Raw genomic sequence first — 14,097 nt, 5'->3', positions numbered from 1 at the left:
CGCCGAGGCGATGGCGTCCGGCGGCAGCTCGTCCATGACGTCGAGGGAGCCGGCCTGCAGGTCGTTGTAGGCGGTGTTGATCTCGGTGTAGACGCGGAACTCCACGCCCTCGGACTTGGCCGGCTCCTCGCCGCCGAACTCGTCGTAGCGGGTCAGGTTGATGCCCACGCCGTCCTGGAAGGCCTCGTCCGCCTTGAACGGGCCGTTGCCGATCGGCTGCGCGCCGAAGCCCTCGGGGTCGTCGAAGAAGGCCTGGGGCAGCGGGAAGAACGCGGTGTAGCCGACCGTGGTGGGCCACTGGGCGTAGGGATCGGTGAGGGTGACCTCGAAGGTCTGGTCGTCGATCACGCGCAGGCCGGACATCTCGGTGGCGGCGGGCTTCTTGCCCTCCTCCGCCTGCAGGTCCTCGTAGCCCTCCACGTTGGCGAAGAAGTAGGAGTTGCCCTGGGCGTTCTCGCTGTTGGCCACGTAGTTCCAGGTGTCCACGTAGCTCTGCGCGGTGACCGGGGTGCCGTCGTGGAAGGTCCAGCCGTCCTTGAGGTTGACGGTCCAGGTCTTCTGGTCCTCGGACTCGATGGACTCGGCGACCCCGGTGTAGGCGGCCTCGTTGGTCTCCCGGTCGTACTCCACGAGCCCGGTCCAGAGCGCGTCGACGATCTGCCCGCCCTCGGTCTCGTTGGTGTTGCCCGGGATCAGCGGGTTCTCGGGCTCCCCGATGTACACGCTGAAGGAGCCGCCGCCCTCTTCGGCGGAGGCGTCGCCCGACCCGCCGTCTCCCCCACCGCACGCGGTGAGCAGCAACGATCCGGTCAGCACCACTGATGCGCCCGCGATCCGCTTCGTTCTCATCGTTTCCTCCATGGGTCGATACGGGCCCGCCGGGGGTGCTGGGTTCGCACTCCGGGGAGACGGGGCCGCGCCGGGGCGAGCACGGAGCTCGCTCGTCGGGGAGCACGGAGCTCCCGGGTCCGACGTGACGGAGATCACCGTCCGTCGTGCCCATGAAGAAATGTATGGCGTCCGGTGGTCCGATCAGTGCTGACACGCCCGGCGAAACAGGAACCCGCAGTATCAGTTACTCACCTGTAACAAAGGGACGGCTGCCGGGCCGCCGACCGGTGGCGCGGGCGGCCGGCGGCCTCAGCCGGCGGTCGGCAGGGCGGCCGGCGGCGCGGCCGGTGACGTCGCCGCGCCCGCGGCGTCCAGCACGGCGGCCAGCTCGTGCGCACTCAGCGCCGACGCCTCGGCGAGGACCGCGACCGGGACGCCGGCCCGGGACGCCGCGCGGATCTGGGTGTGCAGCACGCTCGTCGCCTGGTCCAGAGCCCATCGCGCCGTCTCCAGGGTGCCGTCGACGGGCGCGACGTCGAACCCGACACCGATCTCGTCGTCGGAGTCCGCCGCCTCGTCCAGCGCCCGGTCCAGCGCCCACTCGGCGGTCTCCACCTCTCCGGCGGCCGTGAAGACGCACTGGAGGAGCTCCTCGTGGCAGCGGGGAGGCTCCCCGGCGGCGGCCGGAGCCTCCGGGGAGAGCGGGAGGAGGGGGGTGGGGTCGAGATCCGTCGACCGGGCCGCCGACTGCGGGGACACTGCCTTGCTCATCTTCGAACCTTCCTCGAGTCCTGCTGCTGCCGCCCCGGCCGGGGGCACGGGCGGACCCGGCGCTCCCGCCGCATGGTCCATGCAATCCGAAAAAAACTAGAAAGTCTAGCTATCAGCACGGTGGTTGTTACGATCGGAGGACGGGCGCCGGGCGACCGCCGCCCGGGGTCCGGGACCCACCCGGCCGTGCGGCCGGGTGGCTGGCTCCATTCCACCATCCGTGCGCCCCGCTCTTCCAGGAGGTGCGGTGAACAATATGCCAACACCCACCACGTCGTCGGGCTACTGGTACGGCGACGGCGCCCCGCGCGCGGCCGTGGAGGTGCTGGAGGCCCTGCGCGCCTACCGCGCCGCCGAGACCGCGATGCGCCGGCGGACCCGCGACGAGATGGGCATGGGCGAGACCGACCTGCTCGCCCTCCGCCACCTGCTGGAGGCCGCCCGCTCCGGCCGGACGGTGAGCCCCCGGGACCTGGCGGCGCGGCTGGGCATCTCCTCGGCCTCCACCACCACGCTGCTGGACCGGCTCACGAAGAGCGGGCACGTCCGCCGGGAACCCCACCCCACCGACCGGCGGGCCCTGATCGTCACGGCCACCGAGAGCGCCGACCGCGAGGTGCGCGCCACCCTCGCCGCCGTGCACGAGCGCATGATGGCCGCCGCCCAGAGCCTCACCCCCGAGCAGGCCGAGGTCGTCGCGGGCTTCCTGCACCGCATGCGGGACGCCGTGGACGGCGGCGGGCCGTCCGGCGGCTGACCGGCCCACCCGTAAAAGTCCGCTGTGACCTGCGACAACACCGTCCCCCCTCAGGTGGACAGGGCGTTCCGCGGCTCCTAGGGTACGGAGGGGCCCGAGGGGGATTCGGGACCACCCGCGGACCGGGCCTCCCATCCCGGTCCGCCGATCACCGGACCTGTCCCGCACCCCCCGGGGCCGGTCGGAGGACTGCGCACGACCCACCGGATCCCCTTGGGCACGCCCCGCGCCGACGGCCCCCGCCGACCACGGCCACCGCCCCGACCTGTCGGCCCCCCGCCGACCACGGCCACCGCCCCCCGCGCTCCCCGCCCCCCCGGAGATCCCCATGACCACACCGTCCGAAGCTCCCCCCGCCCTCACACCAGGCGCCGACACGACACCTGCCACCACGGCACCTGCCACCACGACATCTGCCACCACGACGGTTGCCTCCACGGCCCGCCCCAGCACGCCCGGCGCCGACCGCGCGCCACGCGGAACGGGCCGCAGGCCCCGCCTCGTCGCCGTGGACGCGGCCCGCGGCCTGGCCCTGGTCGGCATGATCGCCGTCCACATCCTGCCCGCCCACGACCCCGAGACCTTCGCGCCGACGCTGCCGTGGACTCTGTTCGGCGGCCGCGCCGCGGCGCTGTTCGCCCTGCTCGCCGGGCTCAGCCTGGCCTTCTCCTCCGGCGGACGGACCCCGCACCGCGGACGGGAGCTGACCGCCACGCGCGCCGGGCTCGTGGTCCGCGCCCTGCTCATCGCCGCCGTCGGTCTGGGCATCAACGAGCTGATGCCCTCCCCGGCCCCGGCCCTGGGCATCCTCGTCTACTACGGGGCGTTCTTCCTGCTGGCCGTCCCCCTGCTGGGCCTGCGGCGCCGGACCCTGACCGCCGGCGCGGCCGTCCTCGCGCTCACCGGCCCTCTGCTCGTGCACGTCCTGGGCCCGGCCCTGCCGCCGCCCACGGCGGTCAATCCGACCCTGGGCAGCCTGGCGGCGGACCCCGGCGCGTTCCTGGCCCAGGTGCTGCTGACGGGCACCTACCCCGCCGTGCCGTACCTGAGCTATCTCTGCGCCGGGCTGCTCCTCGGCCGCCTGGACCTGCACGAGATCCAGGTGCAGGTCCGGATCGTGCTGGTCGGCGTGCTCCTGGCCCTCGGCGCATGGTTCGCCTACTGGCTGCTGATCCTCCAGTCCGGCGGCTACGAGCAGCTGGTGCGGCACACCCCCTGGCTGAACGAGGACCGGATCGACGAGATCCTGATCTGGGGCCCGGACCCGGTCCTGCCCACCTCCACCTGGTGGTGGCTGCTGACGGCCGGCCCGCACAGCAACACCCCGGTGACGCTGCTCATGGACCTGGGCACCGGCCTGGCCGTACTGGGGGCCTTCCTCCTGCTCGCCCGGGCCAACCCGCTGTGGACCACCCTCGGGGCCATGGGCGGGCGCACCCTGACCCTGTACTCGGCCCACCTGCTCGCCCTGGCCACGACGCTGCACTACGGCCACCCCGTGCTCTGGTTCGCCGTGCACCTGGCGGTGGCCGCCGGCTTCGCCGTGCTGTGGCAGAAGTGGTTCGGCCAGGGCCCGCTCGAGCGTGCGGTCGCGGCCGCGGTCCGCGGCACCCGCCGCCTGGTCCTGGGCGGACGCCACCGTCCGGCCGCGACGCCGGGGGCCCCGGCCCCGCGCTGAGCACCGCGCGGGCGCCCGGCCCCGGGCGGGGCGGGAGGGAGCAGGACGAGGCGGAGCGGGTCCGGTCGGCGTGGCCCCTGCCACACTGCGGCCCGGCGGGCTATGCTCCTCCCATGGCACGGTTCAGTCCCCTGGAATGGCCGGTCGTCCGGCAGCTGCGCTCGGGCGACCTGCTCGGTCGCGGCCCGGCTGTGACCTCCCAGCGCACCCGGGAGCAGGCCCCGCGCACCAGCACCGCGGACCGCGTGGTGCAGAGCGTGTGCCCGTACTGCGCGGTGGGCTGCGGGCAGCGGGTGTACGTCAAGGACGAGAAGGTCGTCCAGATCGAGGGCGACCCGGACTCGCCGATCTCCCGCGGCCGCCTGTGCCCCAAGGGCTCCGCCAGCGAGCAGCTCGTCAACGCGCCCGGCCGGCAGACGCGGGTGCTCTACCGCGCACCCCGGGCCACCGAGTGGCAGCACCTGGACCTGGACACCGCCGTCGACATGATCACCGACCGCGTCCTCGAGGCCCGCCGCAACGGGTGGCAGGACGCCGACGAGCAGGGCCGGCCGCTGCGCCGGACGATGGGCCTCGCCGCCCTGGGCGGCGCGACGCTGGACAACGAAGAGAACTACCTGATCAAGAAGCTCTTCACCGCCGCGGGAGCGATCCAGATCGAGAACCAGGCCCGTATTTGACACTCCGCCACGGTTCCCGGTCTGGGAGCCTCGTTCGGTCGCGGTGGCGCGACGCAGTCCCTGCAGGACATGGCCAATGCCGACTGCATCGTCATCCAGGGCTCCAACATGGCCGAGTGCCACCCCGTGGGCTATCAGTGGGTCACGGAGGCCAAGGCGCGCGGCGCCCGGATCATCCACGTCGACCCGCGCTTCACCCGCACCTCGGCCGTCGCTGACAAGCACGTCCCGATCCGGGCCGGCTCGGACATCGTCCTGCTCGGCGCACTGATCAACCACGTGCTGTCCCACGACCTGTGGTTCGAGGAGTACGTGCGGGCGTACACCAACGCGGCCACGATCGTGAACGAGGACTACCGCGACGCCGAGGACCTCGACGGGCTGTTCTCCGGGTTCGACCCCGAGACCGGCCAATACGATATGTCCACGTGGGCCTACGCCGAGAACGACGGCGACCGGGCGGACGCCCGCCCGGGCGACGACGGCAAGGTCGGCGGCCCCGCGGGCGACCCCGAGCACGCGGGCGCGGACGCCTCCGTAGCCGAGGCCGCCGGCCAGCAGCTCGGCAGCGGCGGGGCCCCGCTGGAGCACGCCCGGATGCAGCGCGACGACACCCTGCAGGACCCCCGGACGGTGTTCCAGATCCTCAAGCGGCACTTCGCGCGCTACACCCCCGAGATGGTGCAGGAGGTGTGCGGCATCTCCCCGGAGGACTTTGCTTACCTAGCCCGATCCGTCACCGAGAACTCCGGGCGCGAGCGGACCACCTGCTTCGCCTACGCCGTCGGCTGGACCCAGCACAGCCTGGGCGCGCAGTTCATCCGCACCGCCTCGATCCTGCAGCTGCTGCTGGGCAACATGGGCCGCCCCGGCGGGGGGATCATGGCCCTGCGCGGGCACGCCAGCATCCAGGGCTCGACCGACATCCCCACGCTGTTCAACCTGCTGCCCGGCTACCTGCCGATGCCGGTGGCCGGCACCCACGACACGTTCGCGGACTACCTGGCCGCGATCGCGTCGAAGAAGCAGAAGGGCTACTGGGCCGAGGCCGACGCCTACACGACCAGCCTGCTCAAGGCCTGGTGGGGGGACGCCGCCACCGCGGACAACGACTGGGCCTACGACTACCTCCCGCGCCTCACGGGCGCCCACGGCACCTTCCAGACGCTGACGAAGATGCTCGAGGACGAGGTGGATGGCTACTTCCTGCTCGGCCAGAACCCCGCGGTGGGCTCCTCCAACGGCCGGATGCAGCGCATGGCCATGTCCCACCTCAAGTGGCTGGTGGTGCGCGACCTCAACCTCATCGAGTCGGCGACCTGGTGGAAGGACGGCCCGGAGATCGCCTCGGGCGAGCTGCGCACCGAGGACATCGAGACCGAGGTGTTCTTCCTGCCCGCGGCCACGCACGTGGAGAAGTCGGGCACGTTCACCCAGACCCAGCGGCTGCTGCAGTGGCGCCACCAGGCCGTGGCGCCGCCGGGCGAGTGCCAGAGCGAGCTGCAATTCTTCTTCGAGCTGGGCCGGCGGATCCGGGAGCGGCTGGCCGGCTCCGACGACGAGCGCGACCGCCCGCTGCTCGACCTCACCTGGGACTACCCCGTGGACGAGCACGGCGAGCCCGACCCCGAGGCGGTGCTCGCCGAGATCAACGGCCGGCACCTGAGCGGGCCGGGCGCCGGGAAGCCGCTGTCCTCCTACACCGAGATGCGCGCCGACGGCTCCACGTCCGGCGGCTGCTGGATCTACACCGGGGTCTACGCCGACGGCGTCAACCGGGCCGCCGCGCGGCGGCCGGCCCAGGAGCAGGGGGCCGCGGCTCTCGAGTGGGGCTGGGCCTGGCCGGCCAACCGCCGGCTGCTCTACAACCGCGCCTCGGCCGACCCCGAGGGCCGGCCGTGGAGCGAGCGCAAGAAGCACGTGTGGTGGGACGAGGAGCAGGAGCAGTGGGTCGGGGACGACGTGCCCGACTTCCCGCTCCACCTCGCCCCGGGCACCCGTCCGGACCCCGACGCCGGGGGCGCCGCCGCGCTGGCCGGCGACGACCCGTTCATCATGCAGGCCGACGGCAAGGGCTGGCTGTACGCGCCCAAGGGCGTGGTGGACGGTCCGCTGCCCACGCACTACGAGCCGCAGGAGTCGCCGATCGACAACGCCCTGTACACCCAGCAGCGCAACCCGTCCCGGGTGCTGTTCGCGCGCCCGGACAACCTCAGCGCCCCGAGCGCCGGGGAGCCGGGGGTGGACGTGTACCCCTACGTGTTCACCACCTACCGGCTCACCGAGCACCACACCGCCGGCGGCATGAGCCGGTGGTTGCCGTACCTCTCGGAGCTGCAGCCGGAGATGTTCTGCGAGGTCTCCCCCGAGCTCGCCGCCGAGTGCGGGCTGGAGCCCTACGGCTGGGCCACGATCGTCTCGCCCCGGGCGGCGATCGAGGCGCGGGTGCTCGTCACCGACCGCATGACCCCGCTGGTGGTGCGCGGGCGGACCGTGCACCAGATCGGGCTGCCCTACCACTGGGGCGTGGGCGACGACGCGGTGGTCAGCGGCGACTCGGCCAACGACCTGCTGGGGCTCACGCTCGAGCCGAACGTGCAGATCCAGGACTCCAAGGTCGGCTCCTGCCACATCCGGCCGGGCCGCCGCCCGCAGGGCGCCGCGCTGCTCGAGCTCGTCGCGGACTACCAGGTGCGCGCGGGCGCCACCGTGGCGACCGGCAACACCCGCATCGACCCGCCCGGCGCCGCCGGGACCGCCGCGGCGGGCACGGACCCGCACACCGATCCGAGCACCGATCCGAGCACCGAACCCCTGAGGGAGAACTGATGGGCCAGCTGGCCGGACCGACCGACCCCACCGCCGACGCGCACTGGGAGCACCAGCACCCGCGGAAGGGCTTCTTCACCGACACCTCGATCTGCATCGGCTGCAAGGCCTGCGAGGTGGCCTGCAAGGAGTGGAACCAGAACCCCCAGGACGGGGACCTCCGGCTGCTGGAGTCCTCCTACGACAACACGGGCTCCCTGGGCGCGAGCACCTGGCGGCACGTGGCGTTCGTCGAGCAGGACAGCGAGCGCATCGAGGAGGCCCGGGAGTCCGGGCGCAAGCTCGTGAGCCTCGGCATGCCCAAGGTCGGGCCCCCCGAGACGCGCCCGCGGACGGCGGCGGAGGACACCACCCCGCCGGACACCGAGGAGTTCCGCTGGCTGATGTCCTCCGACGTCTGCAAGCACTGCACGCACGCCGGGTGCCTCGACGTGTGCCCCACGGGAGCGCTGTTCCGCACCGAGCACGGCACCGTGGTGGTGCAGGACGACGTGTGCAACGGGTGCGGCACCTGCGTGGCCGGCTGCCCGTTCGGGGTGATCGAGCGGCGCACCGACGGCACGGCCGCGCCGCGCACGAAGCGGGGCGAGCAGCCCGGGACCCGGCCCGAGGTGCCGAAGGTGGGCATCGCCCAGAAGTGCACCCTGTGCTACGACCGCATGGTGGACGACCAGACGCCCGCCTGCGCGCAGACCTGCCCCACCACCTCCATCAAGTACGGCGAGCACGACGACATGGTGGACCAGGCCCGCGAGCGGGTCGCGGAGCTGCACGCCCAGGGGCGCACCGAGGCGAGGCTCTACGGCGCCAACGAGCTCGACGGCGTGGGCGGCACCGGGTCGGTGTTCCTGCTGCTCGACGAGCCGGAGGTGTACGGGCTGCCGCCGGACCCGCGGGTGCCGACCGCCGACCTGCCCCAGATGTATCGGCGGGCCGGCCTGGCCGCGGTGGGCATGCTCGCCGCCGCCGCCGTGGCCTTCGCGGGAGGCCGTTCGTGAGCCTCTCCGAGTTCGACAGCTACCGTCCCCCCGAGCAGCCGCGCCGGCGGCGGCGCAACGGCCCGCGCCGCCGGGGCCCTGGCCAGGGCGGCGGGGGCGACGGCTCGCGCGAGATGCCGATGGTCCCGGAGGCGGAGTTCACGTCCTACTACGGGCGGCCGGTGGTCAAGCCGGCGCCGTGGGGCCACGAGGTCGCCGCGTACCTGTTCCTCGGCGGCGTGGCCGGGGGCTCGGCGCTGCTCGCCCTCGGCGGTCAGCTCACCGGCCGGGACGAACTGCGCCGCAACGCCCGGCTGGGCTCGGTGGCCGCCCTCGGCGCCGGCGCGGTGGCCCTGGTCGCCGACCTCGGCCGGCCGGAGCGCTTCTTCAACATGCTGCGCACGTTCAAGGTGACGTCCCCCATGAGCGTGGGTTCCTGGATCCTCAGCGCGTTCGGCGCCGGCATGGGGACCGCGGCCGTGGCCGAGGTCGACCGGATGACCGGTGCGCGCCTGCCCCTGGGGCCGCTGCGCCCGGTGCTGCGCGCGGTGGAGGGACCGGCCGGGGTCGAGGCCGCCGTGTTCGCCGGGCCGCTGGCCGCCTACACCGCGGTCCTGCTCTCCGACACGGCGACCCCCACCTGGAACGCCGCCCGCGAGCACCTGGCGTTCGTCTTCGTGAGCTCGGCGAGCCTCGCCTCGGGCGGTCTGGGGATGGTCACCACGTCGGTCGGCCAGGCCGGCCCCGCCCGCCGGCTCGCCGTGCTCGGCGTGGCCGGGGAGCTGGTCGCCACGAAGCTGATGGAGCGCCGGATGCACCCCGTGGCGGCCGAGCCGCTGCACCACGGGCCGGCCGGGACCATGCTGGCGTGGAGCGAGCGGCTGGCGGTCGCCGGCGGTCTCGGCACGCTGCTGGGCGGACGGCACCGGGCGGTCGCCGTGGTGTCGGGGCTGGCACTGCTGGCCTCCTCCGCGCTGACGCGGTTCGGCGTGCTGGAGGCCGGGATCCACTCGGCCCAGGACCCCCGCTACACCATCGAGCCGCAGAAGGCGCGTCTGGCCGCCCGGCGGGCCGCCGGCGTCCTCGACGACTCGATCACCACGGCCGGCTGAGCCGCCGGCGCCGTCCCGGGACGGCGCTCAGCGCACCTCGATGCCGGACCCGGCCACGGTGTGGCCGACCACCGGGTACCCGGGCAGCTCGCCGACGACGAGCAGTCCGCCCGAGGTCTGCGCGTCGGCCAGCAGCAGCAGGTCCTCCTCCGGAACACCGGCCGCGGCGCGCAGGTGGGGGCGCACCCAGTCGAGGTTGCGGCGGGTCCCCCCGGAGACGAAGCCGTCCCGCAGCGCCTCCTGCGCCCCCTCGACCAGGGGCACCGCCGCCCGATCGAGGACCGCGCCGACCCCTGAGGCCCGGCACATCTTGTGCAGGTGCCCGAGCAACCCGAACCCGGTGACGTCCGTAGCCGCCCGGGCCCCGGCCGCCAGCGCGGCCTCGGCGCCGTCCCGGTTGAGCCGGGTCATCGTGGCCACGGCCTCGGCGAAGACCTCACCGGTCGCCTTGTGCCGGTTGTTGAGCAGCCCCACGCCGATCGGCTTGGTGAGGGTCAGGGGCAGCCCGGGCGCGGCGGCGTCGTTGCGCAGCAGCCGGGCGGGATCGGCCACGCCCGTCACGGCCATGCCGTACTTCGGCTCCGGGTCGTCGATGGAGTGGCCCCCGATCACCGGGCACCCCGCCTCGGAGGCCACCGCCAGGCCGCCGCGCAGCACCTCGGTCAGCAGCTCCATCGGCAGCACCTCCCGCGGCCAGCCCACCAGGTTGATCGCCATCACCGGGCGCCCGCCCATGGCGTAGACGTCGGACAGGGCGTTCGCGGCGGCGATCCGGCCCCAGTCGTAGGCATCGTCGACGACCGGGGTGAAGAAGTCCGCGGTGGAGAGCACCGCGAGGTCCTCGCGCACCAGGACGGCCGCGGCGTCGTCGCCGTCGTCGAGGCCGACCAGCACCCCGGCCCCCGTCTGCCCGGTGAGACCGCGGACCGCGTCCTCGAGCTCCCCGGGCGGGATCTTGCAGGCGCAGCCGCCGCCGTGGGCGAAGCCGGTCAGCCGGACCGCGCCGGTCTCGGGCAGGGGCGGGTGCGGCGTGCGGGTCTGGTCCATGCCGTCAGCCTACTGGCGGCGGCGGTGCTAGGTTGGGCAGCGGAGGCGTCCGGGTCCTGGTGGGCCCCCCGGTCTTCAAAACCGGTGAGACCGAGCACCTCGGTCTGGCGGGTTCGATTCCCGTCCGCCTCCGCCAACGTCTGCTCCCGTCAACGTCCGCTTCCGTCAGCGTCTGCCTCCGCCGACTTCTGCCACGCGCCCGGCGCGCCGAGGAGGAACTGTGGCCCAGGACGACCCGCGTCGCCTGATCCCCCGCACCGACCAGCTCATGGGCCTGCCCGCCGTCCGCCGGGCCCGTGAGCGGCTGAGCGAGGAGGTCGTCCGCACCCTGGTGCGCGAGACCCAGGAGCGGGCCCGGCGTGGCGAGCTCGCCCCCGAGCAGGTCGAACCAGCGGTGCTCGCCGCCCTCGCCGCCCGCTCCGCGTCGACCCTGACCCCGGTGCTCAACGCCACCGGGGTGGTGGTGCACACCAACCTGGGCCGCGCACCGCTGTCGGCGGCCGCGACCGAGGCGCTGGTGGCGGCGGCCGGGTACGTCGACGTGGAGCTGGACCTACGCACCGGCACCCGGTCCCGCCGCGGCGCCGGGGCCCGGGCGGCCCTGCTCGCCGCCTGCCCGCCCGCCGAGGACGCGCTGGTGGTCAACAACGGCGCGGCCGCGCTGGTGCTGGCCACCACGGCGCTGGCGGCCGGCCGCGAGGTGGTGATCAGCCGCGGCGAGCTCGTCGAGATCGGGGCCGGCTTCCGGCTGCCGGAGCTCATCGAGTCGACCGGCGCCCGGCTGCGCGAAGTGGGCACGACCAACCGGACGCACCTGCGCGACTACGCCGAGGCGATCGGCCCGGAGACCGGGTGCCTGCTCAAGGTGCACCCGAGCAACTTCCGGGTGGAGGGCTTCACCTCGGGCGTCGGGCCGGAGGATCTGGGGCCGCTGGCGCGCGCCCACGGCGTGCCCCTGGTGGCCGACCTAGGCAGCGGGCTGCTGACCCCGGACCCGCGCCTGCCGCAGGAGCCGGACGCCGCCTCCGCCCTCGCGGACGGCGCGGACATCGTCATCGCCAGCGGCGACAAGCTGCTCGGCGGCCCGCAGGCCGGGGTGGTGCTCGGGCGCGCGGAGGTCGTCGCCCGGCTGGCCGGCCACCCCCTCGCCCGCGCGGTGCGCGCCGACAAGCTCACGCTCGCCGCGCTGGAGGCCACGCTCGCCGGCGGGCCCACCCCCGTGGTGCAGGCGCTGCACGCGGACCCCGACCGGCTGCGCGCCCGCGCCGAGCGGCTCGCCGCGGCCGTCGGCGCGCCGGTGGTCCCGCACGACGGCCGGGTCGGCGGCGGCGGCGCTCCCGGGGTCCCGCTGCCGGGGTGGGCGGTCCGGTTGCCCGAGGCGGCGGCGGCGCCGCTGCGCGCCGGCCGCCCCGCCGTGCTTCCCCGGGTCCACGACCACGCGTGCCTGCTCGACCTGCGCTGCGTCCCCGAGCCCGACGACGACCGTCTGCTCGCCGCGGTGCGCGCTGCCCTGAGCGCCCTCGACGGGACGGCCGGCAGGGCCGACGACGGGGCCGGCGACGAGACCGGGGGGACCCGGTGAGCGTGCACGTCGTCGCCACGGCCGGGCACGTCGACCACGGCAAGAGCACCCTGGTGCGGGCCCTCACCGGCATGGAGCCCGACCGCTGGGAGGAGGAGCGCCGCCGCGGGCTGACCATCGACCTGGGCTACGCCTGGACCACGCTGCCCTCCGGGCGGGACGTGGCCTTCGTGGACGTCCCCGGCCACGAGCGCTTCCTCGGCAACATGCTCGCCGGGCTCGGCCCGGCCCCGGTGGTGTGCTTCGTGGTCGCGGTCGACGAGGGCTGGCAGGCGCAGTCCGCGGACCACCGGGACGCGGTCGCGGCCCTGGGCATCGAGCGCGGCGTGGTGGTGCTCACCCGGGCCGACCGGGCGCCCGGGCGCGCCGAGGAGGTGCTCGCGCAGGTCCGGGCGGAGCTGGCCGGGACGGGCCTGCGCGACGCGCCCGCGGTCACCGTCTCTGCCCTCGAGGGCACGGGCCTGGACGAGCTGCGCGCCGCCCTCGACGACGTCCTCGCGCGGGCAGCCGCGCCCGCCGGCGGGCGGCTGCGGCTGTGGGTGGACCGCTCCTTCACGATCACCGGGTCCGGCACGGTGGTGACCGGCACCCTGACCGCGGGCACGCTCCGGCAGGACGACCGGCTGGAGCTGCTCGGCTCCGGCGGGGCCCGGCCGGTGGCGGTGCGCGGGCTGCACAGCCGCAACCGGCCGGCCGCGTCGCTGGAGCCCCACGCCCGGGTGGCCGTGAACCTGCGCGGGGTGCCGGCCGACGAGGTGCACCGCGGCGACGCCCTGGTCACCCCGGGCGCGTGGCCGGTCACCGACGTCCTCGACGTCCGCCGCACCACCGGGTCCGCGTTCCCGCTCGTGGCCGAGCACCTCGTGGTGCACGCCGGCACCGCGGCGGTCCCGGCCCGGCTCAGCCCCTTCGACGACGACCACGCCCGGCTGGCCCTCGACCGCCCCCTGCCCCTGGTCCTCGGGGACCGGGTGGTGCTGCGCGACCCCGGCAGCCGCTCGGTGCTCGGCGGCGCCCAGGTCCTCGACGCCGACCCGCCCGCGCTGCGGCGGCGCGGCGACCGGGCGCGCCGGGCCGAGCGCCTCGCCGGCCTGGACGCCCGCGGCGACGTGCTCGCCGAGGTGGCCCGCCGCGGCGCGGTGCCGGCCGAGCGCCTGCACCGTCTCGGCCTGCTGCCCGCCGCGGACGCCGCTCCGCCCGCCGGGGTGCGCGCGGCCGGCGGCTGGTGGGTGCACGCCCCCGTGCTCGACGCCTGGCAGCAGCGGCTGCGCACCGCCGTGGAGGAGCTGCACACCCGTGACCCTCTGGCGGCCGGTCTGTCCCGGGGTGCTGCCCGGGACCTGCTCGCGCTGCCCGACGCGGCCCTGGTCGACCCCGTGGTCCGGGGCGCCGGCCTGGCGCAGGAGGGCGGGCACATCCGCTCCCCGCAGCACCGGGGCGGCCTCGGCGCGCACGAGCCCGCCGTGCGCCGGCTGGAGCACCGGCTCGCGGCCGAGCCCTTCCGCGCCCCGGAGGCCGAGGACCTGACGGCGCTGCGGCTGGGCGCCCGCGAGCTCGCCGCCGCCGAGCGCGCCGGGCGGCTGCTCCGCATCGGGGAGGGCGTGGTGCTGCTCCCCACGGCCCCCGCCCTGGCCATGCGCGAGCTCGCCCGGCTGCCGCAGCCCTTCACCACGAGCCAGGCCCGCCAGGCGCTGGGCACCACCCGGCGCGTGGCGATCCCGCTGCTGGAGCACCTGGACGCGCGCGGCTGGACCCGGCGGCTGGACGCCGGGCACCGGACCGTGGCGCGCTGAGCCCGCGATCCGGCCGTCCGCGGCGGGGTCTCCTAGGATC

Annotated in this window: 10 protein-coding genes and 1 tRNA gene; 8 read left to right on the top strand and 3 right to left on the bottom strand. The window is 75.2% G+C overall.

What is annotated here, in order from left to right:
* On the bottom strand, positions 1–849 hold an 849-nt coding region (locus tag GMA12_RS18990; RefSeq protein ID WP_240898850.1), incomplete at its 3' end, for a peptide ABC transporter substrate-binding protein.
* Between the two features lie 291 nt (positions 850–1,140).
* A complete protein-coding gene (locus GMA12_RS13990; RefSeq protein WP_156270092.1) occupies positions 1,141–1,602 on the bottom strand; it encodes a hypothetical protein in 462 nt (153 codons plus the stop codon).
* A 256-nt stretch (positions 1,603–1,858) separates the two neighbouring features.
* Here GMA12_RS13990 and GMA12_RS13985 point away from each other — a divergent pair, with 256 nt between their 5' ends.
* The 5 genes from GMA12_RS13985 (at position 1,859) to nrfD (ending at position 9,635) form a co-directional block, all read left to right on the top strand.
* Positions 1,859–2,359 (top strand): MarR family winged helix-turn-helix transcriptional regulator, encoded by a 501-nt coding sequence (locus GMA12_RS13985; RefSeq protein ID WP_156270091.1) that lies wholly within the window; start codon positions 1,859–1,861, stop codon positions 2,357–2,359.
* Positions 2,360–2,867: 508 nt separating this feature from the next.
* Positions 2,868–4,037, top strand: a complete 1,170-nt coding sequence (locus GMA12_RS13980) for a heparan-alpha-glucosaminide N-acetyltransferase domain-containing protein (RefSeq protein WP_370831617.1) — start codon at positions 2,868–2,870, stop codon at positions 4,035–4,037.
* A gap of 113 nt (positions 4,038–4,150) precedes the next feature.
* A complete protein-coding gene (fdh, locus tag GMA12_RS13970; RefSeq protein ID WP_240898849.1) occupies positions 4,151–7,546 on the top strand; it encodes a formate dehydrogenase in 3,396 nt (1,131 codons plus the stop codon).
* A complete protein-coding gene (locus GMA12_RS13965; protein ID WP_156270087.1) occupies positions 7,546–8,544 on the top strand; it encodes a 4Fe-4S dicluster domain-containing protein in 999 nt (332 codons plus the stop codon). The genes fdh and GMA12_RS13965 overlap by 1 nt, the downstream gene beginning before the upstream one ends.
* Entirely contained in the window at positions 8,541–9,635 is a 1,095-nt protein-coding gene (gene nrfD / locus GMA12_RS13960) for an NrfD/PsrC family molybdoenzyme membrane anchor subunit (RefSeq protein ID WP_162459883.1), read from the top strand. The genes GMA12_RS13965 and nrfD overlap by 4 nt, the downstream gene beginning before the upstream one ends.
* 27 nt (positions 9,636–9,662) lie before the next feature.
* Here nrfD and selD read toward each other — a convergent pair whose 3' ends face one another.
* Positions 9,663–10,652, bottom strand: coding sequence for a selenide, water dikinase SelD (gene selD, locus GMA12_RS13955; protein WP_370831670.1), 990 nt, complete (start codon positions 10,650–10,652; stop codon positions 9,663–9,665).
* Positions 10,653–10,723: 71 nt separating this feature from the next.
* Between selD and GMA12_RS13950 the strand changes: the two genes are divergently transcribed.
* From GMA12_RS13950 to selB, 3 genes are all read left to right on the top strand, one after another.
* A tRNA-Sec gene (locus GMA12_RS13950) sits at positions 10,724–10,818 on the top strand.
* A gap of 84 nt (positions 10,819–10,902) precedes the next feature.
* Positions 10,903–12,264, top strand: coding sequence for an L-seryl-tRNA(Sec) selenium transferase (gene selA / locus GMA12_RS13945; RefSeq protein WP_162459882.1), 1,362 nt, complete (start codon positions 10,903–10,905; stop codon positions 12,262–12,264).
* A 2-nt stretch (positions 12,265–12,266) separates the two neighbouring features.
* Positions 12,267–14,057 (top strand): selenocysteine-specific translation elongation factor, encoded by a 1,791-nt coding sequence (selB, locus tag GMA12_RS13940; protein WP_370831669.1) that lies wholly within the window; start codon positions 12,267–12,269, stop codon positions 14,055–14,057.
* The last annotated feature ends 40 nt before the right edge of the window (positions 14,058–14,097 follow it).

This window comes from Kocuria sediminis (genome assembly GCF_009735315.1).
Lineage (GTDB): Bacteria > Actinomycetota > Actinomycetes > Actinomycetales > Micrococcaceae > Kocuria > Kocuria turfanensis.
The sequence above is the reverse complement of the archived record's forward strand: the minus strand, read 5'-3'. Positions and strand labels throughout refer to the sequence as shown.